The following is a 26,118-nucleotide window of genomic DNA, read 5'->3' on the forward strand; positions in this document are numbered from 1 at the left end:
CGTCAGCGCTCCTTCCCGGCGAGGTCGGCGACCCCGATGAGACCGGCGTCGTTGCCCAGGCGCGCGATCGCGAACTCCGCGACCGGACGTTCACCGTACCCCGGGAGCGAGGTCTCGTACGCGAGCTTCACCGGTACGAGCAGATCGGCGCCCAGCTGGGCGACGCCGCCGCCGATCACGAAGAGTTCGGGGTCGAGCACGGCCTGGAATCCTCCGCAGGCTTCGCCCAGGGCCGTCGCGACGCGGCGCAGAGCCTCGACAGCGCCCGGGTCGCCGGCCAGCACGAGGCGCGACACGGCGGGTCCGGGGATCGCGCCGCGCTCCTCGCGCACGGCCGCCAGGGCCGCGCCGATGCCACCCTCGTCGGCGATGGCGTTCGCCTCGCGCTGCAGCGCGCGTCCCGAGGCGTACTGCTCGAGGCATCCGTTCTGTCCGCAGCCGCACGGGTGGCCGCCGCGCACGAAGCGCATGTGGCCGAGCTCGGCGCCGATGCCGTGGCCGCCGCGGAACAGCTCGCCGTCCGTGACGACGGCCCCTCCGACGCCTGTGCCCATCGTGAGCATGACCATGTCGCGCACGCCCTGGCCCGCGCCGAAGCGGTACTCGCCCCACCCGGCCGCGTTCGCGTCGTTCTCGATCGTGACGGGGGCGTCGAGGCGCTGCTCGAGGCGGGCACGCAGCGGCTCGTCGCGCCAGTCGATGTTGGGCGCGTAGATGACGGTGCTGCGGTCGCGGCTGATGAAGCCCGCCGCGGCCACGCCGATCGCGTGGATCTCGTGCGCGCGGCGCAGGTGATCGGCCATGTCGACCACGGCGTCCACGAGGGCCCCGGGGTCGATGGGGGTGTCGACGCGGAGCTTCTCGATGATGGTGCCGTCGTCGTCGACGACGCCTCCCGCGATCTTCGTGCCCCCGATGTCGATGCCGACGTTGCGCACCGCGCTCCCTTCCGGGCCGACCGTGCGGCTCGGCCCGGAGAAGTCTAGCCATGCCGCGCGACCCGCATCGGAATGCGACCTCCCCGGGGTCGCGGCATCCGTACGGATAGACTCGGCAGACCCGCTCGACCTTTCTTCCGGTGCCAAAGGAGTTGCCGTGATCCAGTTCGACCTCCCCGCCGTCGTCGCCGCAGACCCGGATGCCAACGCATCCGACCTGCTCGCCGACCGTGTGCGCTCGACGCCCGACCGCCCCCTGTTCGCCATCCCCCACGCCGACGGATGGCGCGACATCACCGCCGCAGAGTTCGAGCGAGAAGTCGTCAAGCTCGCCAAGGGCTTCGTCGCCGCCGGCATCCAGCCGGGCGAGAAGGTGGGCTTCATCGCCCGCACCACCTACGACTGGACCCTGGTCGACTTCGCCCTCTTCTACGCGGGGGCCGTCATGGTCCCGGTGTACGAGACGAGCTCGCCGTCGCAGATCTCGTGGATCCTGTCGGACTCGGGCGCCATCGCCGTCGTCGTCGAGTCGGCCGACCACACCGCGCGCCTCGACGAGGTCCGCAGCGACCTCCCCCTCGTGCGCGACGTCTGGGCCATGCACGAGGGCGCGCTCGACACCCTCGTCGCGAACGGCACGCACATCACCGACGAAGAGATCGAGCGCCGTCGTCACCTGGCCAAGGCCTCCGACATCGCGACGCTCATCTACACCTCGGGCTCCACCGGCCGTCCGAAGGGATGCGTCCTCGTCCACAGCAACTTCGTCGAACTCGCGCGCAACTCCGCGAAGGCCCTGCACGAGGTCGTCGAGACCCCCGGCGCCTCGACGCTGCTGTTCATCACGACGGCGCACGTCTTCGCCCGCTTCATCTCGCTGCTCAACGTGCACGCGGGCGTGAAGACCGGGCACCAGCCCGACACCAAGCAGCTGCTGCCCGCGCTCGGCACCTTCAAGCCGACGTTCCTGCTGGCCGTGCCGCGCGTGTTCGAGAAGGTCTACAACTCCGCCGAGCAGAAGGCCGAGGCCGGCGGCAAGGGTAAGATCTTCCGCGCCGCCGCCGACACCGCGATCGAGCACTCGCAGCGCCTGCAGGACGGCAAGAAGATCTCGCTCGCGTTGAAGGTGAAGTTCGCCCTCTTCGACAAGCTCGTCTACTCGAAGCTGCGCGAGGCCATGGGCGGCCGCGTCGTCTACGCCGTGTCGGGCTCGGCCCCGCTCGGCCCGCGCCTCGGGCACTTCTTCCGCAGCCTCGGCGTCGTGATCCTCGAGGGATACGGCCTGACCGAGACGACGGCCCCGGCCACGGTCAACCTCGCCACGAAGGCGAAGATCGGCACGGTCGGTCCGGTGCTCCCCGGCGTCGGGGTGCGCCTGGCCGACGACGGCGAGATCCAGGTGCGCGGCATCAACGTCTTCCGCGAGTACTGGCAGAATCCGGATGCCACGGCGGAGGCCTTCGACGGCGAATGGTTCAAGACGGGCGACATCGGCGCCTTCGACAGCGACGGGTTCCTCGCGATCACCGGCCGCAAGAAGGAGATCATCGTCACCGCCGGCGGCAAGAACGTCGCCCCGGCCGCGCTCGAAGACCCCATCCGCGCGAACCCGATCGTGGGCCAGGTCGTCGTGGTCGGCGACCACAAGCCGTTCATCGCCGCCCTCGTCACCCTCGACCCCGAGATGCTGCCCACGTGGCTGGCCAACAACGGCCTGCCCGCCGACATGACGCTCGAGCAGGCCGCGCAGAACGAGAAGGTGCGCGCCGAGGTGCAGGGCGCGATCGACCGGGCGAACACGCGCGTCTCGCGCGCGGAGTCGATCCGCAAGTTCACGATCCTGCCGACCGAGTGGACCGAGGCCAGCGGCCACCTCACCCCGAAGATGAGCATCAAGCGCAACGTCATCACGGCGGACTTCGCCGACGACATCGAGGACATCTACGCGGTGCCCGTCAACACCACCAACGTCTCGCTGCCCTGACGCACGCGACGACGACGGCCCGGTCCCTCGCGGGGCCGGGCCGTTTCGTTTTCGAGCGCACAGCCTCAGCGATCCGCAGAACGTCAGGCCGGAACGAGGCACAGTCACCGAGGTTGTGCGAATCGCGGAGGGTATGTGCGCCCCGGGACACCGTCACCGATCGCACGCCCACGGTGATCTGCACAACCTCGGCTCGGAAGGGTCGAAAACGACGGAGGCTGCGCGAATCGCGGAGGATATGTGCGAGCGGAGACGAGCGAAGGGCCCGGATGCCGGCATCCGGGCCCTTCTGCACAGATCAGGTCAGAACCAGTCGCTCTCGCGAACCTGACGCATCGCCTCGCGACGCGTCTCGGCGGGGAGCCGCGAGAGGTAGAGCATGCCGTCGAGGTGATCGGTCTCGTGCTGCAGCGCCTGAGCGAGCAGCCCCTCCCCCTCGAGCACGACCTCTTCGCCGTCGAGGTCGATGCCGACGACCTTGGCCCACGGGTAGCGGATCGCGTCGTGCCACAGACCGGGTACCGACAGGCAGCCCTCGCCCACCGCTTCGGGTTCACCGCGGGTCTCGACCAGCACGGGATTGAGCACGTAGCCGATGTCGCCGTCGATGTTGTAGCTGAAGGCCCGAAGACCCACGCCGATCTGCGGAGCGGCGACGCCCGCGCGGCCCGGCAGCTCGACCGTGTCGAGCAGGTCTTGCACCAGGGCGCGGATGCCGTCGTCGATTGTCTCGATGGGCGCACTCGTGGCGCGCAGGACGGGGTCGCCGAACAGGCGGATCGGGCGGACGGTCATGCGGCGGCCACCGGGGCGCGCAGACCCTCCACGACGGCCGCGGCGAGCTCGCGCGCAGCCTGACGGGTCGAAGGCTGCAGGTCGCGGAAGGCGATGGCGCTTCCCGCGGCGATGCGCGCGTCGTACGGCATGCGGATCACGGTGCGCACCCGCGAGCGGAAGTGCGCCTCGAGCTCGCTCTCGCGCACCAGCGGGGTGCCGGGGCGCGAGTTGTTGAGCACGACGATCGCGTCGCGCACGCGCGCGGCGTAGCCGTTGGTCTCGAGCCAGGTCAGCGTCTCGGACGCCAGTCGCGCCTCGTCGACCGACAGGCCGGCGACGATCACCAGGGTGTCGGCGAGCTCGAGGGTCGCGCCCATCACCGAGTGCACGATGCCGGTGCCCGTGTCGGTCAACACGATGGAGTAGTAGTGCGCGGCGACGTCGGCGACCTGGCGGTAGTCGTCGTCGCTGAACGCCTCGGATACCCGCGGGTCGGCGTCGGATGCCAGCACGTCGAGCCGCGTCGCGTCACGCGCGACGATCGCGGAGACGTCGTTGAACCCGACCATCTCGTCGTGCGCGCGCACCAGGTCGCGCACGGTGCGGCCGTTGGGCCGACCGACGCGATCGGCCAGCGTGCCGCGGTCGGGGTTGGCGTCGACGGCGATGATGCGGTCGTCGCGGGCATCCGCCAGCGCCATGCCCAGCAGCGACGTCACCGTCGTCTTGCCGACGCCGCCCTTACGCGAGAGAACGGGCACGAAGCGCGCTCCGCCGGTCAGGGGGGCCGAGATGCGGCGGTCGAGGTCTTTGCGCTGGCGCGCACGACGACCGTCACCGAGGTTGACCCGGCCTCCGGTCGCCGAGTAGACCAGCTGCTGCCAGGCGCCCTCGGGCTCGGGCCGCGCGATCTGACGCGGGTCGAGCAGGCGATCGGCGGTCAGCAGATCGGAGCTCTCGCGGGCGTCGTCGATCTGCCCGATGCGCTTCGAGGTGAGCGTCACCTCGGGCGTCTGCGTGCGTACGCGCTCCATGGCGTGGGCGCGGTCGACGCGCGCGGCCTCGTCGGATCCGCGGGTGGCGTCGTCGGCCTGCTGGGCGCTGCGGCGCGTGAGGGGCACGGTGCCGATGACACCCGTGGCCGCCCGCTCGCGACGCGTCGTCACCGGGCCGGTCGATGCGGGTGCCGCCGCGACCGAACCCGTCGGGGTACGACCCGCCGCAGCGGTTGCACCGGAGGCGGTCGCACCGGTGGCGGATGCCGCGGCGACCGAGGCGGCGACGACGGACGCCGCCACGCTCGGCGGGGCCACGGGGCCCGTGGCGAGCGCGGCGCTGACAGACGCGTCGTCGGATGCCGTCTCGACCGGAAGCTCGTCGTCGCCGGAGGCCGCAGGAGCGGGGTTGTCGGCGACGGGGGCTTCGGCGGCGGGCTCTTCGACGGCGGGGTCTTCGACGGCGGGCTCTTCGACGGCGGGCTCTTCGACGGCGGGGTCTTCGACGGCCGAGTCGGCGATCGACGGCTCGGCGACGATGGTCTCCTCGGCGAACGGCTCCTCCGCGGCGACCGGCTCCTCGGCGGCGACCGGCTCCTCCGCGGCGACCTCCTCGGCCTCGGCGGCCTCTTCCTCGGTCGGCCCGTGAACGAACGCGTCTTCGGCCACCGACCCTCCGGCTGCCGCCTCGGGCACCGCCTGCTCGTCGGCGAACGACTCGTCGGCCGCCTCGGACAGGTCCGTGCCGGAGACGTGGTCGGAAGCGGCGACAGCGTCCTCGACCTCGGCCGGCTCCTCCGCCTCGAACTCGGGCTCAGAGGGAGAGGTCTCCGTGGAGGCGTCGACATCGTCCACGTCGTCGGCCGCAAAGACGGCCTCGTGAGCTTCGAGAATCTCGTGCTCCTCGGCGACGAAGGAGTCACCGTCGGCGGCCTCCGCCTCGGCGTCGTGGTCGGCGTCGCTCCCGGCACCGTCGCTGTCGACGGCGTCCGGCTCGGCGCCGTCATCCGCGACCGTCTCGTCCGCGGCGGCATCCGATTGCTCGGGGATCCACGGCGCGTGCGTGAGCGGCTCGTCGACGGGCTCCGCGGCATCCGCTTCGAAGAGCTCGACGTCGTCGACGACCTCGGCATCGTGCAGGTCGTCGGCGCGAGCCTGCTCGAGCGAGTGGTCCTCGTGCGAGTGCCCCTCGTGGTCGGGCTCGTCGACGAGCTCGGCATCGTGGATGTCGTCGTGCGGCGACGCGTCGGATCCGCCCTCCAGCGAGGAAGACACCTCGCCGTCGTGCGGTTCGAGGATGATGTCGCCGGTGTCGAGGTGCTCGACGTGGTGGTCGTCGCTGCGCTCGTCATCGTGCTCGTCACGGGGGCCGTCGACGGCGGCGTCGTGCGGCTCGTACACATCGTGGGAGGTGATCAGCGCGGGCAGGTCGACGTCGTCGATCGGGATCTCGTCCTCGATGACGTCGTCGTCGAGATCATCGTCGTCAGCGGTCATCGGCAGGTCGACACTGACCTGTGCGATGTGTCCGCCGAGGATGGTGATGCTGGCCGTGTCGAGATTGCCGCCGTCGTCGAGCACGCCGTGCTCGGCGCTCTCGTCGTGGTTCGCATCGGTGCGGTCGGGGGTCACTGCAGTCTCCAAACGGGAAGAGGGCGCGAAAGCGCCCCCTCCCAGGCTACTGCGCTTGGCGGATTACCAGCAAAAGATCTCCTGCTTCGACCTGTTGTGTGGTACCGATGGCGACCCGCTCGACCACTCCCTCGACGGGGGCGGTGATGCCCGCCTCCATCTTCATGGCCTCGATCGAGGCGACGGCCTGACCGGCTGCGACGCGGTCGCCGACGGCGGCCTTCATCGTCACGACGCCCGAGAACGGTGCCGCCACCTGACCGGGCTTGGAGGTGTCGGCCTTCTCGGCCTGACGCGCCTCGACGTCGATCGACCGGTCGCGCACGAACACCGGGCGCAGCTGACCGTTCAGGGTCGTCATGACCGTGCGCATGCCCTTGTCGTCGGCGTCGCCCACGGCCTCGAGACCCACGAACAGCTGCACGCCGCGCTCGATCTCGACGGTGTGCTCCCCGCCGGCCTGCAGGCCGTACAGGTAGTCGGCCGTGTCGAGCACGCTGAGATCGCCGAAGGTCGCGCGGGTCTCGAGGAAGGTGCGCGTCGGCCCCGGGAACAGCAGGGTGTTCAGGCGCGCGCGGCGCTCGGCCGACTCCCCCGCCAGCGCGGCGGCGTCATCGTCGGTCAGCGGGGTGACGCCGATCTTGGCCTCGCGTCCGGCGAGCACCTTCGAACGGAACGGCTCGGGCCAGCCGCCCGGCAGGTCGCCGAGCTCCCCCGCCATGAACGACACCACCGAGTCGGGCACGTCGTACTTCTCGGGGTTCTGCTCGAAGTCGGCCGGGTCGGCCTTCACCGCGGCGAGGTGCAGCGCGAGATCGCCCACCACCTTCGACGACGGCGTGACCTTGGGCACCCGGCCCAGGATGCGGTCGGCCGCGGCGTACATGTCCTCGATGAGCTCGAAGTCGTCGGCGAGACCCAGCGCGATCGCCTGCTGCCGCAGGTTCGACAGCTGCCCGCCCGGGATCTCGTGACGGTAGACGCGCCCCGTGGGCCCCGCGAGTCCCGACTCGAACGGACGGTAGAGGTGACGCACGGCCTCCCAGTACGGCTCGAGGTCGCTGACCGCCCCGAGGTCGAGCCCCGTGTCACGGTCGGTGTGCGCGAGCGCGGCGACGAGCGCCGACAGCGACGGCTGGCTCGTGGTGCCCGCCATGGGCGCCGAGGCCGCGTCCACGGCATCCGCCCCCGCCTCCGAGGCGGCCAGCAGCGTCGCGAGCTGCCCGCCCGCGGTGTCGTGGGTGTGGACGTGCACCGGGAGGTCGAAGCGTTCACGCAGCGCCGTCACGAGCTTCGCGGCGGCGGCCGGGCGCAGCAGACCCGCCATGTCCTTGATCGCGAGGATGTGGGCGCCCGCGTCGACGATCTGCTCGGCCAGGCCCAGGTAGTAGTCGAGGGTGTAGAGCTTCTCGGCCGGATCGAGCAGGTCTCCGGTGTAGCAGACCGCGACCTCGGCGACCGCGGTGCCGGTGGCCAGCACGGCGTCGATCGCGGGGCGCATCTGCGACACGTCGTTGAGCGCGTCGAAGATGCGGAAGATGTCGACTCCGGATGCCGCGGCCTCGGCCACGAACGCATCGGTGACCTCCGTGGGGTACGGGGTGTAGCCGACGGTGTTGCGCCCGCGCAGCAGCATCTGGATCGCCACGTTCGGAAGGGCCTGACGCAGCGCGTCGAGTCGCTCCCACGGGTCTTCGCCGAGGAAGCGCAGGGCGACGTCGTAGGTCGCCCCGCCCCATGCCTCGACAGACAGGAGCTGCGGCGTCATGCGCGCGACGTACGGGGCGACCCGCACGAGGTCGCGGGTGCGCACCCGCGTGGCCAGCAGCGACTGGTGGGCGTCGCGGAAGGTCGTCTCGGTGACGGCGAGGGCCGTCTGCGCGCGTAGGGCGCGGGCGAAGCCGACCGGGCCGAGCTCCTGCAGGCGCTGGCGCGATCCCGCCGGAGCGGCATCCGCGAGATCGACGCGCGGGAGCTTGGCGGCGGGATCGATCGACAGCGGGTTCTCGCCGTTGGGGCGGTTGACCGTGGTGTCGACGAGCCACGACAGGATCTTCGTGCCGCGGTCCTTCGACTCCCGCCCCTTCAGCAGCTCGGGACGCTCGTCGATGAACGACGTGCTCAGGTCGCCCGCGACGAACGCCGGGTCGTCGAGCACGGCCTGCAGGAAGGGGATGTTCGTCGAAACCCCGCGGATGCGGAACTCCGCGAGGGCACGGCGGGCGCGGGCGACCGCGGCCGGGAAGTCGCGTCCGCGGCACGACAGCTTCGACAGCATGGAGTCGAAGTGCGGGCTGACCTGCGAGCCCGCGGCGGTCGTGCCGCCGTCGAGGCGGATGCCGGCGCCACCGGGCGAGCGGTACGTGGTGATCTTGCCCGTGTCGGGGCGGAAACCCTGCGTGGGGTCCTCGGTGGTGATGCGGCACTGCAGCGCCGCACCGCGCAGGTGGATGTCGTCTTGCTGCAGGTGCAGGTCGGCGAGGGTCGCGCCGGCGGCGATGCGCATCTGCGACTGCACGAGGTCGACGTCGGTGACCTCCTCGGTCACGGTGTGCTCGACCTGGATGCGGGGGTTCATCTCGATGAAGACGACCTCGCCCGTGCGGGGGCCCGCGGTCTCGAGCAGGAACTCGACGGTTCCCGCGTTCTGGTAGCCGATCGAGCGGGCGAAGGCGACGGCGTAACGGTGCAGGTCCTGCCGCACGGCGTCGTCGAGGTTGGGCGCCGGGGCGATCTCGATGACCTTCTGGTGGCGACGCTGCACCGAGCAGTCGCGCTCGAACAGGTGCACGGTCTCGCCGGCGGCATCCGCGAGGATCTGCACCTCGACGTGACGCGGGCGCTGCACGGCCTGCTCGAGGAACATGCGGGGGTCGCCGAACGCGCTCTGCGCCTCGCGCATGGCCTCGGCCAGGGCCGGGGCGAGCTCGCCCTTCGACTCCACGCGGCGCATTCCGCGCCCGCCGCCGCCGGCGACGGCCTTGGCGAAGATCGGGAAGCCGATCTCGTCGGCCTGCGCGAGCAGCTCGTCGATGTCGGCGGACGCCGGCGTCGAGCGCAGCACCGGCACACCGGCCGAGATCGCGTGCTCCTTGGCCGTCACCTTGTTGCCCGCCATGGCGAGCACCTCGGCGGGCGGCCCGATGAAAGTGATGCCGTGGGCGGCGGCCTTCTCGGCCAGCTCCGGGTTCTCGGACAGGAAGCCGTATCCCGGGTAGATGGCATCCGCGCCGCACTCACGGGCCACGCGGATGATCTCGTCGACATCGAGGTACGCGCGCACGGCGTGCCCCCGCTCGCCGATCTGGTACGCCTCGTCCGCCTTCAGGCGGTGCAGCGAGGCGCGGTCCTCGTACGGGTAGACCGCGACGGTGCGCGCTCCGACCTCGTAGGCGGCACGGAACGCGCGAATCGCGATCTCTCCGCGATTGGCGACCAGGATTTTGGAGAACATGCGCACCTCACGTCAAGCTGGCGGAGCTGAATGTGCTCACAGCCTAGGGGACGGTAACGTGGACTCTCGTGCACGTACTCTCCGTCAGCTCTCTCAAAGGCGGGGTCGGCAAGACGACCGTGACACTCGGGCTGGCTTCCGCAGCCTTCGCACGTGGCGTTCGCACTCTCGTCGTCGACCTCGACCCTCAGTCCGACGTGTCGACCGGGATGGACATCCAGGTCGCCGGTCGCCTCAACATCGCCGATGTGCTGGCGAACCCGAAAGAGAAGGTCGTCCGACAGGCGATCACCTCGAGCGGGTGGGCCAAGGTGCACCCCGGCACCATCGACGTGCTGATCGGCAGCCCGTCGGCCATCAACTTCGACGGGCCGCACCCCAGCGTCCGCGACGTGTGGAAGCTCGAAGAAGCGCTCGCAACCATCGAGAGCGAGTACGACCTCGTGCTCATCGACTGCGCGCCCTCGCTGAACGCCCTTACGCGCACCGCGTGGGCCGCGAGCGACCGCGTCGTGGTCGTCACCGAGCCGGGCCTGTTCTCGGTCGCCGCGGCCGACCGCGCTCTGCGCGCGATCGAGGAGATCCGCCGCGGTCTCTCGCCGCGTCTGCAGCCGCTCGGCGTCGTGGTCAACCGCGTGCGCCCGCAGTCGATCGAGCACCAGTTCCGCATCAAAGAGCTGCGCGACATGTTCGGCCCGCTCGTGCTCAACCCGCAGCTGCCCGAGCGCACCTCGCTCCAGCAGGCGCAGGGTGCCGCGAAGCCGCTGCACGTGTGGCCCGGCGACTCCGCGCAGGAGCTCGCGGCCGACTTCGACGCGCTGCTCGACCGTATCGTGCGCACCGGCCGTATCCCGGTGGAGTCCGAGGCCCCGCAGGCCTGATCCTCTTCACGAAGACGCCGTCCCGCTGCCCCGCAGCCGGGCGGCGTTTCTCGTTCCCGTCCCACCCGCGTGAGGGGTCATTTTCTGTCGCCGAGGACGCCCGTAGGCGACATAGACCGACCCCTCACGCGAAAGCAGAAGAATCCCGGATGCCATGGCATCCGGGATCTCGAAGATGAAGCGCGTCAGGCGGTGCGGGCGGCCCGGCGTGCGGCGAGCTCGTCGACGGTGTCGGGCGTCGCCTTCTCGAAGTCGACGAGCGTGGACTCGACCTCGCGCAGCACCTTGCCGACGGCGATGCCGAACACGCCCTGACCGCGGCTGACGAGGTCGATGACCTCATCGTTCGAGGTGCACAGGTAGACCGAGGCGCCGTCGCTCATGAGGGTCGTTCCGGCGAGGTCGCGGATGCCGGCGGCGCGCAGCTGGTCGACCGCCGTGCGGATCTGCTGAAGCGAGATGCCGGTGTCGAGCAGGCGCTTGACGAGCTTGAGCACGAGGATGTCGCGGAAGCCGTAGAGACGCTGCGACCCCGAGCCGCTCGCGCCGCGGACCGTCGGGACGACGAGTTCGGTGCGGGCCCAGTAGTCGAGCTGGCGGTACGTGATGCCGGCGGCGCGAGCGGCGACCGCACCGCGGTAGCCGGTGTCGTCGTCCATCTCGGGCAGACCGTCGGTGAAGAGGAGGTCGGTGGCGAACCGGGGTTCGCCGACTGCGTCGCCAGCGTTCATGCTCGCGCCCTCCTCATCTGTCGTTTCCTCCACGCTAGATCAGCGAGGGTCCCCCGGCAATGACATCCGCTCCGAGGGCCGCGGCGTGTCGCACTCAGGACAGGATCCGCTCCAGCGCCTCGCGCACGAACATGCCGCGGACCTCGTCGAGACGCGCCGCGAGCTCGGGAGCGAGCTCGTTCGCCTTCGCGCGCGACGAGGCGTCGGGGCGCCGCAGCAGGGCCGACAGAGCCGACTCGACGAGCGAGACCTCGCGCTCCGCGCTCTGACGCAGGGCGCGCACGTGACGCGGCTCGATGCCGTGGCGATCCAGTGCCACGAGCGAGCGCAGCAGGGTCACCGTCTGCTCGGGATACGTGTCGGATGCCGTGATCACACCCGTGCTGATCGCGTCGTTGAGCAGCTGGGGAGCCGAACCCGCCGCCGCCAGCAACTCGTCGCGGCGGTAGCGCCGCGGGGTGTTCGTCATCGACGGGATCGCCGTGGGCGGAGCGGGGTTGCGACCCGCGTCGAGCTCGGCGAGGTAATCGCGGATGACGACGAGCGGCAGGTAGTGGTCGCGCTGCAGCGTGAGCGCCATGCGAAGGCGCTCGAGATCGGCGGGCGAGAACTTGCGGTAGCCCGACTCGGTGCGCGTGGGCGTGACGATGCCCTGCACCTCGAGGAAGCGCAGCTTGCTCGAGGTCAGCGCCGGGAAGTCGGGGGTGAGGCGGGCGAGCACCTGACCGATGCTGAGCAGCCCCGCAGCCGTCTGACGACTACGGGAGGGGGCTGCCGGCATCAGTGCTCAGCCGCGGGCAGATCGACCGGCGAACCGAAGAAGTTCAGGCGGAACTTACCGATGCGCACCTCGGAGCCGTTGACGAGCGCCGAGCGATCGACCCGCTCGCCGTTGACGTAGCTGCCGTTGAGCGAGCGCTGGTCGACGATCTCGAACGAGGTGCCGGTGCGGGTGATCTCGGCGTGACGACGCGACACGGTCACGTCATCGAAGAAGAGGTCGGCCTCGGGGTGACGCCCGACGGTGGTGACGTCGGTGTCGAGCAGATAGCGGGCGCCGGTCGTCGGTCCGGAACGGACGATCAGCAGCGCGGCGCCGGAGGGCAGTGCGTCGATCGCCTCGAGCTCGGCTTCGCTGAGGTCGGCCCCGAAGGGGACGAACGACAGATCGGCGTCGTGGGTCTGGGTCGTGTCGTGCGCCCTGTCGTTCGCTGCGGCGTCGGCCGCGCGTCGGATGTCGTCGCGCTCGAATCGGCTGGTCTCGTCCACGGCTTCTCCTTCTGTTTCACCATAACCGATCGGTCGACGAGGGGAGGTCGACCGATCTCGAGCGGGCCATGGCGATGCGTGTGTACGTCTCGATCCGTCGACACCGACACCGCGGTTCGGGCCGCGGAGACGACCGACGAGACACTCGAACCTATCGACCCGGGCGGGGCCCTGTCGAGTCCGCTTCACCCCGACACGCCCACCACCGCGAAAGCGCTCCCGCATCGGGGGCCGCGCATCGGCCGCAGCCCTCTCCCAGGCTCGGTGTCGGAGGTCGTCAGTAGGGTCGAGGAGTGACCTCTTCTCCGACCCCGCACCGCCCGGCCCGCCTGCCTCGCTGGACCGCCGCACTGGCCGCCGGGCTGCTCGCCGCAGCCGCTCTGCTCGTGCCCGCTCTGCCCGCCGCCGCGCACGACGAGCTGGTCTCCACCGACCCCTCCGCCGATGCCGTGCTCGACGCCCTTCCCGCGAAGATCACCTTTACCTTTAGCGCCGACGTCCTCACCGACGCCGGGGCGACGGTCATCGAGGTGAAGGACGCGTCGGGGGCTTCGCTGGCCGATGGCGCCCCCGAGGTGTCGGGCACCACGGTGACGCAGTCTCTGGCGGGCTCGGCATCCGGAGCCGTGAGCGTCGTCTGGCGCGTCGTGTCGAGCGACGGCCACCCCATCGACGGCGACTTCGCCTTCACGGTGCCCGCCGCGGCCCCGACGCCGTCGGCGACCCCCACCCCGACTCCCTCCACGGCGAGCCCGACCCCGTCTGCGACGTCGGCGCCCAGCGCGGATCCGACCTCGAGCTCAACCGCGGCACCGGTCGACGAGGCTTCCGCACCCTCTCCCCTGCCCTGGATCCTGCTCGCGGTGATCCTCGTGATCGTGGCGGGGGTGCTGGTCTACGTCTTCGCCTCCCGCAGCGGTCGCAAGACCGCCGGTGGCGGCACCGCCGGGCGATAGGCTGGAACCATGCCTCATTACGATCTGGTCATTCTTGGTGCGGGTCCCGGCGGGTACGTCGCCGCCGTCCGCGGCGCACAGCTCGGACTGTCGGTCGCGATCGTCGAAGAGAAGTACTGGGGCGGTGTGTGCCTCAACGTGGGCTGCATCCCCTCCAAGGCCCTCCTGCGCAACGCCGACCTCGCGCACACGTTCCACGCGAAGGCCGACCTGTTCGGCATCTCGGGTGACGTCACCTTCGACTTCGGCAAGGCGTTCGACCGCTCGCGCAGCGTCGCCGCCGGCCACGTCAAGGGCATCCACTACCTGATGAAGAAGAACAAGGTCACCGAGTACGAGGGCCGCGGCTACTTCGCCGACGACCACACGATCGACGTGACCAAGACCGACGGCTCGAAGGAGCAGGTCACCTTCGACAACGTCATCATCGCCACGGGTTCGACCGTGCGCCTCCTCCCCGGTGTGACCCTGTCGGAGAACGTCGTCACGTACGAGGAGCAGATCCTCACCCGCGAGCTCCCCGAGTCGATCGTCATCGTCGGCGCCGGCGCCATCGGCATGGAGTTCGCGTACGTCATGACGAACTACGGCGTGAAGGTCACGATCATCGAGTTCCTCGACCGTGCACTGCCGAATGAAGACGCCGAGGTCTCGAAAGAGATCCAGAAGCAGTACAAGGGCTACGGCGTCGACATCCTCACCTCGACCAAGGTCGACTCGGTCACCGACCACGGCGACAAGGTCACCGTCGCCTACACGGCGAAGGACGGCTCGCAGGGCTCGATCGACGCCGACCGCGTGCTCATGTCGATCGGGTTCGCCCCCAAGGTCGACGGCTTCGGTCTCGAGAACACCGGCGTCACGCTCACCGAGCGCGGCGCCATCGAGATCGACGACCACATGCGCACCAACGTGCCGCACATCTACTCGATCGGCGACGTGACCGCCAAGCTGCAGCTGGCCCACGTGGCCGAGGCGCAGGGCGTCGTGGCCGCCGAGACCATCGGCGGCGCCGAGACGCAGACGCTGGGCGACTACCGCAACATGCCCCGCGCCACTTTCTGCAACCCGCAGGTCGCCTCGTTCGGCCTCACCGAGCAGCAGGCGCGCGACGCCGGTCACGACATCAAGGTCGCGAAGTTCCCCTTCTCGGCCAACGGCAAGGCAAACGGCCTCGGCGAGCCCGTCGGCTTCGTCAAGCTCGTCGCCGATGCCGAGACGCTCGAGCTCATCGGCGGCCACCTCATCGGCCCCGACGTGTCGGAGCTGCTGCCCGAGCTGACCCTCGCGCAGAAGTGGGACCTCACCGCTCTCGAGGCCGCGCGCAACGTGCACACCCACCCGACGCTGTCGGAGGGCCTGCAGGAGGCCTTCCACGGCCTCACCGGCCACATGATCAACCTCTGATCGGCTGATCGACGAAAGGCCCGCCCGGGTGTCCGGGCGGGCCTTTCGCGGTCGTGCGGGTCGGGCTCCGGCCGCGATGTCCCATCGCGGCGCGTGAACAGCTCGAGACTGCATCTCGCTGACAACTCCGCGTCACGCTGCAACGGCTTCGTCAGCGAGATGACGTCTCGGCGCGAGGGGCGGCCGCGACGCTCGCCGAGGTCGATGTGCGCCCGAGCTCGGCACCACCCAGATCGCCGGGCGATCGCGTCCCGCGGCGGGGGACCTCGGTGTCGCGGCACGAGATTGCTCACGAGACTGCATCTCGCTGACAACTCCGCGTCACGCTGCAACGGCTTCGTCAGCGAGATGACGTCTCGGCGCGAGGGGCGGCCGCGACGCTCGCCGAGGTCGATGTGCGCCCGAGCTCGGCCACCACCCAGATCGCGGGGCGATCGCGTCCCGCGGCGAGGGACCTCGGTGTCGCGGCACGAGGATGCTCACGAGACTGCATCTCGCTGACAACTCCGCGTCACACTGCAACGGCTTCGTCAGCGAGATGACGTCTCGGCGTCAGGAGCGAGCGACCGCGGCCGCACGTCTGGGCGCAAGCGCGGCTCCGTGACGTCAGGAGCGAGCGACCCCGGCCGCACGTCTGGGCGCAAGCGCGGCTCCGTGACGTCAGGAGCGAGCGACCGCGGCCGCGAGCCTGGGGCTCACGCGCGGGCTCAGTGCCCCAGAGCACGGCCGAGCTTCGATCCGGATGCCGCGGGGCGGCCTCCGGCGGCGGCCACGGCCGCGTCGACCGCGGCGAAGAACTGCTCGCGCCCGGCGTCGTCGGCGGGACCGGCGGGGCCGAGCTCCACCTCCCACTCGCGCCAAGACGAGTCGACACCGCGTCGCTCGTCACGGGCCTGCACGCGGTCGTCGACGAACTCCGCGACGAGGGCGCCCTCGGCATCCGTCAACGCGTACGCGGTGCGCTGGTTGCGCACGCGCGCGAGCGGGAGGAACGGCGGTCGCGCCCACGCGGAGACGGCTTCTTGGATCTCGCCAGGAACGACCGGATCGGCGTCGTCATCGGCCACCTCGCCGAGCGGCCACTGGGTCTCGCGTCGCCCACCGCCCTCGCGGGGGCCCTTCACGTGCCAGCCCTCGTCGGGCCCGCCGCGGCGGCGCCGCACGGCGATGCCCTTGCGGGACAGATCGTGGTGCGCCGTGTCGACGTAGCGAGCGTCGAGGTCGCGCGGTTCGGGCTCGCCGACGCTCACCACACCCGGCAGCGCCGACCAATCGGGAAGGGGCGTGTCGTCATCGACGTCGTACTTCGACTCGATCTCGACGTTCGAGGCCCCGGATGCCGAGCCGCCCGAGGGGCCTGCGCTCAATCGTCGCGTCCGTCGGCGTCGGGGTTGATGTCTTCGGTCTCTTCGGCGAACACGAAGACCGCCTGCGTGGGGCCGTCGGACTCGCCCGTGTTCTCGAGACCGCCGTCGCGGCGGTAGACGAGTTGACCCTCGCTGTAGGGCATGATCAGCGTGTCGTCGGACTCGTTGTCGAGGGGAAGGACCTGCCCGTCGAGCGGGCCTCCGGAAAGTCGTGCGATAGCCATGACCTCAGCGTAGACGGCGCCCTCCGTGCGGGCCGGCGACTTGACAGGGCTCGCCTAGAATCGCTCGGGTGACGACGACCGACCTGCCCGGAGATCGCCCGTTCGTCCTGCTGGCCACGCGCGCGGAGGACCGCCCGGCCGACGAAGAGTACGCGCTCTTCCTGCGGTTCACGGGGCTCCCGCCCGAGCGACTGCGCCGCATCCGTCTCGAACGCGATCCGCTCCCCGCGCTCGATCTCGACGAGGTGTCGGGCATCCTCGTCGGCGGAAGCCCCTTCAACGCCTCCGATCCGCTCGAGCGCAAGTCGGCGGTGCAGCGCCGGGTCGAGGCCGAGATGGCCACCCTGATCGACGAGGTGGTCGCTCGCGATCTGCCCTTCTTGGGCGCGTGCTACGGCGTCGGCACCCTCGGGACGCACCTCGGAGTCCCCATCGACGGCACCTTCGCCGAACCCATCAGCGTCGTCGACGTGACCCTCACCGAGGCGGGCCGCGCCGATCCGCTCGCCGCGGGCCTGCCCTCGACCTTCTCCGCCTTCGTGGGCCACAAAGAGGCGATCAGCGCCCTCCCGCCCGAGGCGGTGCTGCTGGGGTCGTCACCGACGTGCCCGGTGCAGATGTTCCGTCTCGGATCCCACGTGTACGCGACGCAGTTCCACCCCGAGCTCGACGTCGACGGCATCGTCACGCGTATCCACGCCTACGCCGAGTACGGCTACTTCGCCCCCGACGAGCTTGACCTCACCCTGGCGGCCGTGCGCCGTGCGCCCGTGACGGAACCGTCGCGGATGCTGCGCACGTTCGTCGAACGCTACGCCTGCTGACCTCGGCAGCTCGGCGTTGACCTCAGCGCCCGCGCACCGTCGAGCGTGCGAGCACGATCGGCGCGGTGACCGCGGGGTGCGCGAGCCGCAGGTACGGCTCGAGCCCGAGGTCGACCAGGTGCACGCGTCCCGCCAGCTCGGGACCGCGCCCGCGCACGAGGCCGGCCTTGACCGCGCCGAAGGTGACGGTGACATCGGCGGCGAGCACGGCGGCATCCGCCGTCCCGTCATCGGGGTCGAGGCCGCTGGGCAGATCGACGGCGATGATACGGGGACGAGCGGGGAGCGCGAGGATCTTCTCGACGAGCGCACGGGCGCTGCCACGCAGCCGCCGGTCGGCGAGACGGCCGATGCCGAGGATCCCGTCGACCACGATGCGGTAGTCGGCGATCTGCGCGCACGCGTCGGTTCCCGAGCACACGCTCACACCCGCGGCGACCGCCGCGTCGAGCGCCGCACGATGCACGCGGTCGCGCACGAGCACGACGTCGACCGAGGCTCCCGAGCGGGCCAGCTCAGCCGCGGCGTAGAGCGCGTCTCCGCCGTTGTCGCCCGCGCCCGCGAGGACCAGCACCGGCCCCGGATGGGCCGCGAGCTCATCGGAGACCACGTCGGCCAGAGCCGCCGCGGCATGGCGCATCAGAGGCACGCCCTGCTCGAGCAGCGGCTTCTCGGCGGCGCGCACGGCGTCGGCGGTGTAGGCCGGAGTGCGCTCGGCCACGACGGTCGCCGCCTGCTCAGACATGCGACTTCGCCTCCGCCGCGCTCTCGCGCTCGGCGGCGGCGGGATCGCTCTTCGCGAGCGTCTCGCGCTCCTTCTTCTCGGCCTCGCGCGCCGCGTCGAGTTCACCCGTCGCCGCCCGCACGGCCTTCTCGGCCCGGCGCACGCGGAACTGGATGAGGGTCGACGCGCCGAACTTCGCGCGGACGCGGTCGTGATCCTCTTCGGTGGCGACCGTGATGTAAGCCCCGGCGATGAGGATCACCTGGCTCGACAGGTTCAGCCACAGCAGCAGTGCGATGAGCGAGGCGAACGTCGCCAGGAGGGGGTTGCTGGTCGCGCCGCCGACGAACAGTCCCGACAGCTGCTGCAGGACGACCAGCCCGACACCACCCAGCAGGGCCCCGCGCAGGAGCGTGCTGCGACGCGTCTTCACTCCCGACAGCGCCGCGAAGGCCACGGCGACCGCGGCGGTGTCGAGCACCAGCACGACCGCCGTCGAGATCAGCCACGTCAGCACAGCCGAGACCCACGAGTCGGCGGAGATGCCGAGCAGCTCGCGCACGAAGGTGAGCCCCGCCGTGGCGAGGAAGGTGACGACCGCCGCACCGACGAGCGCGACGCCGATGCCGAGCGCGACGAGGAGGTTGCGCACGATCACGAGGATCGGCAGCGTGTCGTCGGTGGTCACCCCGGCGATCTGCCGGAACGCCGAACGCAGCGATCCGATGGCACCGATGGCGGCGCCCATCAGACCGAGGATCGCGATGATCCCGGCGATCGTGAATTCGGGCGCCTTGATTCCGTCGAGCTGGAGCAGCCCGTTGGGGCCCACGAGACCCGGCACGACGCTGTTGACGGAACGTTCGAGGGCGGCGATCCCGTCGGGGTTGCCGGCGAGCCAGACGGTCGCGAACGAGAAGCCCAGCAGCACCGCGGCGAAGAGGCTGAAGAGGGTGCGGTAGGTGACGCTGTCGGCCAGCATCGGACCACGCGCTCCCGAGTAGACGAGGAAGGCGCGCACGAGGCGGAGCGACAGAGCCCACGCCGTGACGCGACGGATGAGGTCGGCCATGGGGTCAGGCTATCCGCGTGAGACGCCGTGCACCGCGGGGCTTGACCGATCCGGGGCAGCGCGACAGTGCGCGCCGCCCCTCACAGCGCCGACCGCGCGAGCGACCACCCCGCCCCGAGCACCAGGACGGGCCCGAAGGCCACCTCGGCCCGGCGCCCTGCCGCCACCCATGCTCCGATGCCCGCTGCGGCTCCGCCCGCGAAGGCGACAAAGAGAGCGGATGCCACGGCGCCCGGGCCGAACCAGCCCAGCGTCGCGCCGACCAGAGCGGCGAGCTTGACGTCTCCCCCGCCGAACGCCGCGGGGCGGGCGAGGTGCAGCACGAGACAGACGCCGAAGGCGGCGAGCGCTCCCCCGGCCACCGCGACCGCCCGGCCGGGTTGGCCGAACGCGCCGGCGGCGATCGCCATCAGCGCGAGCACCGCGATCGTCGCGGGGAGGACGACGACGTCGGGGATCCGGTGGGTGCGGGCGTCGACCGCGGCGAGCACGACCCCGGCCACACCGAACACCGCCAGCGCGAGAAGGAGGGCCACCGGCATCCGCGGTCAGGCGTCGAGCACGAACAGGCCGACGCGCACGATCGCCCCCGGATCGATGCCTTCGGCCTCGCGCACCGCGCGCTTGAGCGGAAGCACGTACACGTCGCTCGCCTGCGGGAAGATCGACGTGCGCCAGGTCGTCGCCCCGATGGTGGCGTCGACGCGAACGCCGCCGAAGCCCCGCCGGAATGTCTGCACCTCGCGGATCTCCTCGCTCAGCTCGGGCGGCACGGCCACGAAGTACCAGTCGCTGTCGGAGCGGGCCTCCCACCGGAACACGTCGCCCTCGAAGTCGACGATCACGACACTGCCCTCGGCATCCGGAACCTCCTCGGTGATGTGGCGGTCACGTTACCCGGATGCTCCGACACCCGCGGGCGCCGTCGCCCTGGGGAGAAGCCGTGACACGGCGACGTCGACCGTGACGGCGACCGCCACCGCGCACACGGAGACGACGAGGTCGCGCGCATCGAAGCCCGTGCCCAGCAGCAGCGCCACCGGCGGCACGCGCTCGGCCAGCGCGAGCGGCACCCCGGTGAGCTGCAGCAGTTCGACGCCCACGCACCACAGCACGGCGGCCCCGGCGAGCGCGAAGCGCGGAGCGCGCGGGAAGAGCAGCACGAGCCCGGTGAAGGCGGCCACCGCGTACAGCGCGTCGCCCGCGACGTCGGTCGCCGTCGACCCGGGCAGAGCCTTGTGCACGAGCATCCCCGCGGCGATGACGGCGGCGAGCGCGACGAGGGCCGCGAGACGACGCCGCCTCACGCGAGGACCCCCGCCGCCCGAGCAGGTTCGGCGTAGGCGCGGGCGAGCGAGTCGACGGTGTCGTGGGCGTTGAGCCCGCTCGGATTCGGCAGCACCCAGGTCGGCACTCCGGCAATCGCCTCGTCCTGTCGCCCCGCCACGGCCTTGGGGCGTCCGAAGCCCTGCCGGTACGCGGTGAGGCCGACCACGGCGACGGCGCGCGGGCTCCACGCGGCGACCCGGTCGACGAGAGCTGCGGCCCCCTCGCGCAGTTCGTCGCGCGACAGTTCGTCGGCGCGGGCCGTCGCGCGGGCCACGAGATTGCTCACCCCCACCCCCGCGTCGAAGATCAGCCGGCGGTCGTCGTCGCCGAGCGGCTCGGAGTACGCGGGCAGCCGCGGGAGGATGCCTGCTTTCACCAGCGCGGGCCAGAACCGGTTTCCGGGTCGCGCGAACGGGGTGCCGGTGGCCGCGGTCCACAGGCCCGGGTTGATGCCGACGAACAGCAGCCGGACGCCCGGCTCGACGAGGTCGGGCCGCGTGGCATCCCGGAACGACTCGAGCTCGGCGCGCGTATATCCCATGAGACCACTATGACCACTACCTCGGGACGACCCTGGCATCTGCCAGGATCGGAGGAATGGATGCCGTGCCCGCCCTCACCGAGATCCCTCCCGCGCAGTTCGTCATCGTCGGCGACAACGTGCGTCTGGCCACCTACTCGTGGGGCGATGTCGAGGCCGATCCGGTGCTGTGCGTACACGGCTTCGGTTCGAGCACTCGCGACAACTGGGTCAATACGGGCTGGGTGCGCGATCTGCTGCGCGCGGGCTACCGCGTGATCGCGGTCGACCAGCGCGGTCACGGCGCGAGCGAGAAGCCGTACGACGCCGCGTCGTACACGATGCCCACGCTCGTCTCCGACCTGGTGGCGGTGCTCGACACCTACCTCGTCGACCAGGTGCGCTATCTCGGCTATTCGCTCGGCGGCCGCGTGGGCTGGCAGCTTGCCGTCGACGCCCCCGAGCACGTGGAGCGGGCGGTGCTCGGCGGGATTCCCGACGGTCGTCCCCTCGCTCGTCTGCGGGTCGATCAGGCGCGCGCGTTCCTCGACCACGGTGAGCCGGTTCAGGATGCCACGACCCTGCGCTACGTCTCGCTCGCCGAACGCGTGCCGGGCAATGACCTGCGCGCCCTGGTCGCGATCGCCGAGGGCATGCGCCTGGGCGAGACCGATCCCGACCCCTCGTCGCCCCCGCAGCAGCCGGTGCTCATCGCGACCGGCACCGACGACCCCATCCACGACCAGTCGGCGCACCTGGCGGGCCTGCTCCCCCGCGGCGAGTTCGCCGACATCCCGAAGCGGCACCACGTCAACGCACCGGGCTCGCGGGCGTTCCGCGAGGCCGGCCTGGAGTTCCTCGGCCGCTGACGCGTTCGCGCCCGGCGCGGGCTCGCCGTCACGGCATCCGGAGTCACTCCCTGCCGCACGGTCCCGCCTCTCTGCTGAGTGTCCAAGACACCCGGACGACAGGCGGGTTCCGTCCGGGTGTTTTGGACAGTCAACGAGCGAAGCGGCACGAGCTCGGTATGCCGCGCAGAGCGCTCCGACCGGCGCTCAGGCGCAGTCGTACACGGTCGAGGGGGCCGAGCTGTCGGTCGCGCAGTGCTGCGTCACCCAGTCGCGGATCTGCGCCGAGCTCGACGTCGTCGACGTGGACGACCCGGGGGTGCCCGACCCGCGCTTCTCGCCGCCGATGACATAGCGCACCTCACCCGACTGCACCATCGAGACGAATGCGTCGAGGGTGGGCACGGCATCCGTGCCGTTGAAGCCGCCGATGGGCAGGAACGACCCGCCGTCCGAGGCGACGATCAGCTGCGCGGCCGACTGCGCCCCGAAGGTCGCGGCGAGATACGTGCCGCCGGTGCTGTGCGACTCGAGCCACGACAGCAGAGCCGTATCGGCACCCGTGCCGCCGGAGCCCGGGAACGCTGCGCCGCCGTCGCGCGTGCGGCCCTGTCCCGTGCCGCCCTGCGCGAAGCCCTGACCCGATCGGCCCTGCCCCGCCCCGAAGCCCTGACCGGTGCCCGAGCCCGGCGCGGTACCCGACCCGGGCGCGCCGCCGAAGCCCTGACCCGGAGCCTGTCCGGCGCCCGTTCCCCCGGGCGCTCCACCCGCGAAGCCGGCGCGGCCGAAGCCTCCGGCCGACACCTCCGACACGCCTCCGGCGACGGGGTTGATGGAGTTGGGGTGGGCGATCGTGACCGCCGACCACACCGCCGGGGTCAGCAGCAGTCCGATCATCAGCGCCGAGGTCACGAGCAGCCGGGATCCGCGACGCAGCACCAGCAGCACGATCGCGACGGCCGCGGCGAGGGCCTGCACGATCGACACCGGGACGCTGTATCCGCCCATGGCGATGCCGATGCCCAGCGCCGTCGCCCCGGCCGCGGCGACGATCGCCACCTGGGGCCAGGTCTTGCCGGCGCGATGCGCGACGGCGAGCGCGGTCGCCACCGTCAGCGCGAGAGGAACGGCGAGGGCCGCGGTGTAGAACTGGTGCATTCCGGCGACCGCGGAGAACATCGCCGCGAACGTCGCCGTCCACACCGTCAGCAGCACGGTCAGGGGGCGCGAGAACCGCAGCACCCACAGCACGACGATCGCCACCAGGGCCGCCGGGACGAGCCACGCGATCTGTCCGGCCAGCTGCGCGTTGAACAGGCGCAGCACTCCGGGGTCGCCCGAGAACGGCGGGGTGAACGACTCGAAGGAGCCGATGTCGGCGGTCGCCGAGAAGCGGCCCAGACCGTTGTAGCCGAACACCATCTCCCACGGGTTGTTCGACAGGGTGCTGCCGACGTAGGGGCGGCTCCCCGCTGGGATGAGCGAGACGATCGCCACCCACCACAGCGAGGCCGCTGCGCTCACCACACCCGCGACGAGGAGGTGCCCGAGGCGCCGCGCCCACGACTGCCGTGTGAACAGGTAGGCGGCGGCCAGAGCCGGCCACACCGCCCACGCCTCGAGCATGTAGAACTGGAACGACAGTCCCACCAGCGCCCCCGCCGCGACCAGCCAGCCGAGGCTGCGCTGCTCGACGGCCCGCACCGCCGCCCACGCGGTGAGCGAGAGCCCGAGCACGAAGAAGGCCTCGGGCTGGTTCGAGCGGGCCACCGCCACGAGGATCGGCGTGACCGCCACGACCGCCCCGGCGATGAGGCCCGCGCGCACCCCCGCGAGTCGTCGAGCGGTGACGGCGGTCACGAGGGCCGCCCCGACGGCGGCGAGGGCGTTCGGCAGGATCACGGCCCACGCCGAGTAGCCGAACACGCGCACGAACAATGCCGGGATCCAGAACGAGCCGGGGATCTTGTCGAGAGTGACCGTGCCTGCCGGGTCGACGGCGCCGAAGAAGAAGTTCGACCAGCTCCTGCTCATCGACAGCGCGATCGAGGCGTAGTACTCGCTCGGCGCTCCCGCCCACACCTGCCACCCGGTCAGTACCAGGGCGCCGAGGCCGATGGCGAGCAGGCCGAGGGCCCAGCCGCCGGGGCGGCGCAGGGCCGGGAGGGCGGGGGCGGCGGCGGAGGATGCGGGCAAAGTGGCGGTCACCGGCGCATCGTAGGCAGGCGCTCCCTCACCGCGGCCTAGCGGTTCTTATGCGTGACTGATGAGTGGCGGCCGCGGCATCCGGAGAAGAAGGGGCCGGATGCCGACTCCCCAGGCATCCGCGCCCGTCACGGCCTCGCGTTCAGGCGGTTCAGGAGGCCGAGACGGAGAGCTTCGGAGCCTTCGGCGCCGCGGTGGCGGAGGCCTGCAGCCCGACGCGCACGCTCTGTCCGGCGCCCAGCGCCGCGGCCCAGTCGCTGCCGGTGCAGGTGACCTTCGTGCCGCTGACCGCGCAGCTCATGCCCCAGGCGCTGGTGACGGCCGTGGTGCCGGGGGCGTCGAACGACACGGTCCAGCGCTTCACCGCCGCCGAGGCCGTCAGCGACAGCTCGGCGACGTAGCCCTCGCCCCACGCGCTCTGCGGGATCCAGGTCGCGGCCAGGCCCGGGCTCGCGGTCGGCTTGGGGGTGGCGCTCGCAGTCGGCTTCGGCGTCGCGCTCGGCTTGGGCGTTGAGCTCGGCTTGGGCGTCGGACTCGCGGTCGGCTTCGGCGTCGTGCTCGGCTTTGGCGTCGTGCTGGGCGTCGGGCTCGGCGCCGGCGTCTTCACCGGCGTGAGGATCGGAGCGAGAGCCGCCAGCTTCGCTTTCTGCGGCGTCTTCCAGTCATCGGTGACCAGGCCGCCCGTGTCGCCGCTGTTGGGGTTGAACGACCAGTACGCGTAGCTGATCTTCGTCTTCGCGAGGTAGCCGACCAGGGACTTCAGCCACGCCTTATCGCTCGCGGTCTCATACTTCGTGCCGAACTCGCCGAGCAGCACGGGCGCGGTGTTGGTACGCACGAGGTAGCCCCAGTTCGCGTCCCAGATCGACTCGAGGTTCGCGGGGTAGTTCGGCGCCGAGAACCACGACTGCTGGTGCACGGTCGCCGGGTAGTCGTGGGGCGAGTAGACGACGCGATTCTTCACCGCGAGCGAGACGGGAGCCGCGCCCGCGTCTTTCAGGCCGCCACCCCACCACGTGCTCGAGCCGTCGTTCTGGCGTTCGACGCCCTCGACGATGATGAGCAGTTTGGGATTCACCGCGAGCACCGCGTTGCCCGCACGCGTGGCGGCGGCCCGCCAGTCGCGCTTCGGGTCTCCGCAGTTCCAGCAAGCGGGGCCATGAGGTTCGTTGTGCAGGTCGACGCCGATGACGGTGGAGTCGCTCTTGTAGCGCGCCGCGAGCATCTTCCAGTCGTCGATCCACCGCTTCTCGCTGTACTGCGCGGTGTACCAGAGCTCGCTCTGCGCGCCCGAGTCGGGGCGGTGCCGGTCGAGGATCACCGACAGCCCGTGCGCCTTCGCGCGGGCGATGAAGGCGTCCATGAGCTTCAGCGGAGAGAGCGTGGCCAGCTGCGGGTTCACGGAGCTGTTGATCGAGTTCGACGACTTCGCCGCCAGGCACTCGTTCGAGAAGGGCAGGCGGATCGTGGTGAAGCCCATGCGCGCGATCTGGTCGAGCCCGTCGTCGAGCGAGATCGACCACAAGCCGTGCGGAGCGCAGTTCGAGGTCTCCATGCCGAACCAAGCGACGGCCTTGATCGTGTAGGGCGTTCCGGATGCCGTGACGATGCTCGCTCCGCGCGTCGACAACCAGCCCGGCAGGGTGGCCGCGGAGGCGGCCGGAGCGGCGACGACCCCGGATGCCAGGAGCACCAGCGCCGCCGTGATCGCGGATGCACGGCGCGCCGATCGTCGCAGTGTCGCCCACCGCACGCGCCATCCGGACATCGGCACCCCCGCGGTCATCGTAGCGGTGCCCGGCGCCGCCCCGCGCACGCGCGAAACGCCGGCACCCCGGCATCCGGCCCCCTGCTCCGACCCGCGCGGGACGGGGCCGGCCGACCCGGTGCCGCTGTGGCCGCGGGGCGCGACGGTTTCCGTCGTGTTTCCGCGTGTGAAATGTCGAGATCACCATTGATACACCCGGCAGCCCGCTGATAC

Annotated in this window: 23 protein-coding genes; 6 read left to right on the forward strand and 17 right to left on the reverse strand. The window is 71.2% G+C overall.

The window, feature by feature from the left end:
- Positions 1-2: 2 nt before the first annotated feature.
- Positions 3-938 carry an ROK family glucokinase gene (locus M3667_RS00640; RefSeq protein ID WP_251503692.1) on the reverse strand — a complete coding sequence of 312 codons (936 nt, stop codon included), beginning with the start codon at positions 936-938 and terminating at the stop codon, positions 3-5.
- A 157-nt stretch (positions 939-1,095) separates the two neighbouring features.
- On the opposite strand from M3667_RS00640, the gene M3667_RS00645 reads away from it, so the two are divergent.
- Positions 1,096-2,922 (forward strand): AMP-dependent synthetase/ligase, encoded by a 1,827-nt coding sequence (locus M3667_RS00645; RefSeq protein ID WP_251503694.1) that lies wholly within the window; start codon positions 1,096-1,098, stop codon positions 2,920-2,922.
- Between the two features lie 303 nt (positions 2,923-3,225).
- Here the strand turns inward: M3667_RS00645 and def are convergent, their stop codons facing one another.
- From def to M3667_RS00660, 3 genes are read right to left on the reverse strand one after another with little or no spacing between them, the layout of a single operon-like run.
- Complete coding sequence (def, locus tag M3667_RS00650) at positions 3,226-3,717, reverse strand: peptide deformylase (RefSeq protein ID WP_154095855.1); 492 nt, start codon at positions 3,715-3,717, stop codon at positions 3,226-3,228.
- Positions 3,714-6,326: a MinD/ParA family protein gene (locus M3667_RS16665; protein WP_308196411.1), complete on the reverse strand. Its 2,613-nt coding sequence runs from the start codon at positions 6,324-6,326 to the stop codon at positions 3,714-3,716. Before M3667_RS16665 ends, def begins: the two co-directional genes overlap by 4 nt.
- 46 nt (positions 6,327-6,372) lie before the next feature.
- Positions 6,373-9,780 (reverse strand): pyruvate carboxylase, encoded by a 3,408-nt coding sequence (locus tag M3667_RS00660; RefSeq protein ID WP_251503695.1) that lies wholly within the window; start codon positions 9,778-9,780, stop codon positions 6,373-6,375.
- Positions 9,781-9,848: 68 nt separating this feature from the next.
- On the opposite strand from M3667_RS00660, the gene M3667_RS00665 reads away from it, so the two are divergent.
- Entirely contained in the window at positions 9,849-10,661 is an 813-nt protein-coding gene (locus M3667_RS00665) for a ParA family protein (protein WP_144781970.1), read from the forward strand.
- Between the two features lie 185 nt (positions 10,662-10,846).
- Here the strand turns inward: M3667_RS00665 and M3667_RS00670 are convergent, their stop codons facing one another.
- The 3 genes from M3667_RS00670 to M3667_RS00680 all read right to left on the reverse strand — a co-directional run bounded on the left by M3667_RS00670 (position 10,847) and on the right by M3667_RS00680 (position 12,661).
- The gene (locus M3667_RS00670; RefSeq protein ID WP_251503696.1) at positions 10,847-11,392 is read right to left on the reverse strand and encodes a MerR family transcriptional regulator; all 546 of its coding nucleotides are present in this window, start codon (positions 11,390-11,392) and stop codon (positions 10,847-10,849) included.
- 94 nt (positions 11,393-11,486) lie between these two features.
- Positions 11,487-12,173 carry a MerR family transcriptional regulator gene (locus tag M3667_RS00675; RefSeq protein WP_251503697.1) on the reverse strand — a complete coding sequence of 229 codons (687 nt, stop codon included), beginning with the start codon at positions 12,171-12,173 and terminating at the stop codon, positions 11,487-11,489.
- A complete protein-coding gene (locus tag M3667_RS00680) occupies positions 12,173-12,661 on the reverse strand; it encodes an FHA domain-containing protein (protein WP_251503699.1) in 489 nt (162 codons plus the stop codon). Before M3667_RS00680 ends, M3667_RS00675 begins: the two co-directional genes overlap by 1 nt.
- Before the next feature lie 293 nt (positions 12,662-12,954).
- Between M3667_RS00680 and M3667_RS00685 the strand changes: the two genes are divergently transcribed.
- Together M3667_RS00685 and lpdA are read left to right on the forward strand one after the other, a co-directional pair.
- The gene (locus M3667_RS00685; protein ID WP_251503703.1) at positions 12,955-13,617 is read left to right on the forward strand and encodes a copper resistance CopC family protein; all 663 of its coding nucleotides are present in this window, start codon (positions 12,955-12,957) and stop codon (positions 13,615-13,617) included.
- Positions 13,618-13,626: 9 nt separating this feature from the next.
- Complete coding sequence (gene lpdA, locus M3667_RS00690; RefSeq protein ID WP_251503706.1) at positions 13,627-15,024, forward strand: dihydrolipoyl dehydrogenase; 1,398 nt, start codon at positions 13,627-13,629, stop codon at positions 15,022-15,024.
- 707 nt (positions 15,025-15,731) lie between these two features.
- Here the strand turns inward: lpdA and M3667_RS00695 are convergent.
- Both M3667_RS00695 and M3667_RS00700 read right to left on the reverse strand, forming a co-directional pair.
- Entirely contained in the window at positions 15,732-16,391 is a 660-nt protein-coding gene (locus tag M3667_RS00695) for a CYTH domain-containing protein (protein WP_251503709.1), read from the reverse strand.
- Entirely contained in the window at positions 16,388-16,615 is a 228-nt protein-coding gene (locus M3667_RS00700) for a response regulator (RefSeq protein WP_251503712.1), read from the reverse strand. The genes M3667_RS00695 and M3667_RS00700 overlap by 4 nt, the downstream gene beginning before the upstream one ends.
- Before the next feature lie 68 nt (positions 16,616-16,683).
- Between M3667_RS00700 and M3667_RS00705 the strand changes: the two genes are divergently transcribed.
- Positions 16,684-17,439 carry a glutamine amidotransferase gene (locus M3667_RS00705; RefSeq protein WP_251503715.1) on the forward strand — a complete coding sequence of 252 codons (756 nt, stop codon included), beginning with the start codon at positions 16,684-16,686 and terminating at the stop codon, positions 17,437-17,439.
- A gap of 22 nt (positions 17,440-17,461) precedes the next feature.
- Here M3667_RS00705 and M3667_RS00710 read toward each other — a convergent pair whose 3' ends face one another.
- From M3667_RS00710 to M3667_RS00735, 6 genes are all read right to left on the reverse strand, one after another.
- The gene (locus M3667_RS00710) at positions 17,462-18,184 is read right to left on the reverse strand and encodes an NAD(P)H-hydrate epimerase (protein WP_251503718.1); all 723 of its coding nucleotides are present in this window, start codon (positions 18,182-18,184) and stop codon (positions 17,462-17,464) included.
- Positions 18,177-19,235 (reverse strand): YhjD/YihY/BrkB family envelope integrity protein, encoded by a 1,059-nt coding sequence (locus M3667_RS00715; RefSeq protein ID WP_251503720.1) that lies wholly within the window; start codon positions 19,233-19,235, stop codon positions 18,177-18,179. The genes M3667_RS00710 and M3667_RS00715 overlap by 8 nt, the downstream gene beginning before the upstream one ends.
- 80 nt (positions 19,236-19,315) lie before the next feature.
- Complete coding sequence (locus tag M3667_RS00720; RefSeq protein ID WP_251503723.1) at positions 19,316-19,771, reverse strand: prepilin peptidase; 456 nt, start codon at positions 19,769-19,771, stop codon at positions 19,316-19,318.
- Between the two features lie 12 nt (positions 19,772-19,783).
- A complete protein-coding gene (locus M3667_RS00725; protein ID WP_251503725.1) occupies positions 19,784-20,080 on the reverse strand; it encodes a DUF1905 domain-containing protein in 297 nt (98 codons plus the stop codon).
- 48 nt (positions 20,081-20,128) lie between these two features.
- The gene (locus M3667_RS00730) at positions 20,129-20,542 is read right to left on the reverse strand and encodes a DUF2809 domain-containing protein (protein WP_251503727.1); all 414 of its coding nucleotides are present in this window, start codon (positions 20,540-20,542) and stop codon (positions 20,129-20,131) included.
- Positions 20,539-21,105: a mismatch-specific DNA-glycosylase gene (locus M3667_RS00735; protein WP_251503729.1), complete on the reverse strand. Its 567-nt coding sequence runs from the start codon at positions 21,103-21,105 to the stop codon at positions 20,539-20,541. Before M3667_RS00735 ends, M3667_RS00730 begins: the two co-directional genes overlap by 4 nt.
- 56 nt (positions 21,106-21,161) lie before the next feature.
- Between M3667_RS00735 and M3667_RS00740 the strand changes: the two genes are divergently transcribed.
- Positions 21,162-21,953 (forward strand): alpha/beta fold hydrolase, encoded by a 792-nt coding sequence (locus tag M3667_RS00740; protein ID WP_144828057.1) that lies wholly within the window; start codon positions 21,162-21,164, stop codon positions 21,951-21,953.
- A gap of 186 nt (positions 21,954-22,139) precedes the next feature.
- Here M3667_RS00740 and M3667_RS00745 read toward each other — a convergent pair whose 3' ends face one another.
- Together M3667_RS00745 and M3667_RS00750 are read right to left on the reverse strand one after the other, a co-directional pair.
- On the reverse strand, positions 22,140-24,140 hold the full coding sequence (locus M3667_RS00745) for a glycosyltransferase family 39 protein (RefSeq protein WP_251503731.1): 2,001 nt from the start codon (positions 24,138-24,140) through the stop codon (positions 22,140-22,142).
- A gap of 148 nt (positions 24,141-24,288) precedes the next feature.
- Entirely contained in the window at positions 24,289-25,905 is a 1,617-nt protein-coding gene (locus M3667_RS00750) for a cellulase family glycosylhydrolase (RefSeq protein WP_251505014.1), read from the reverse strand.
- Positions 25,906-26,118: the final 213 nt, after the last annotated feature.

It is taken from the genome of Microbacterium sp. P26 (assembly GCF_023712585.1).
Lineage (GTDB): Bacteria > Actinomycetota > Actinomycetes > Actinomycetales > Microbacteriaceae > Microbacterium > Microbacterium algihabitans_A.

Bases quoted from the DNA above. Each gene is read 5' to 3' on its own strand.
- def (WP_154095855.1), bottom strand. From the start codon at position 3,717: ATGACCGTCCGCCCGATCCGCCTGTTCGGCGACCCCGTCCTGCGCGCC.
- M3667_RS00660 (WP_251503695.1), bottom strand. From the start codon at position 9,780: ATGTTCTCCAAAATCCTGGTCGCCAATCGCGGAGAGATCGCGATTCGC.
- M3667_RS00670 (WP_251503696.1), bottom strand. From the start codon at position 11,392: ATGAACGCTGGCGACGCAGTCGGCGAACCCCGGTTCGCCACCGACCTC.
- M3667_RS00675 (WP_251503697.1), bottom strand. From the start codon at position 12,173: ATGCCGGCAGCCCCCTCCCGTAGTCGTCAGACGGCTGCGGGGCTGCTC.
- lpdA (WP_251503706.1), top strand. From the start codon at position 13,627: ATGCCTCATTACGATCTGGTCATTCTTGGTGCGGGTCCCGGCGGGTAC.
- M3667_RS00700 (WP_251503712.1), bottom strand. From the start codon at position 16,615: ATGGCTATCGCACGACTTTCCGGAGGCCCGCTCGACGGGCAGGTCCTT.
- M3667_RS00710 (WP_251503718.1), bottom strand. From the start codon at position 18,184: ATGTCTGAGCAGGCGGCGACCGTCGTGGCCGAGCGCACTCCGGCCTAC.
- M3667_RS00715 (WP_251503720.1), bottom strand. From the start codon at position 19,235: ATGGCCGACCTCATCCGTCGCGTCACGGCGTGGGCTCTGTCGCTCCGC.
- M3667_RS00735 (WP_251503729.1), bottom strand. From the start codon at position 21,105: ATGGGATATACGCGCGCCGAGCTCGAGTCGTTCCGGGATGCCACGCGG.
- M3667_RS00740 (WP_144828057.1), top strand. From the start codon at position 21,162: ATGGATGCCGTGCCCGCCCTCACCGAGATCCCTCCCGCGCAGTTCGTC.
- M3667_RS00750 (WP_251505014.1), bottom strand. From the start codon at position 25,905: ATGTCCGGATGGCGCGTGCGGTGGGCGACACTGCGACGATCGGCGCGC.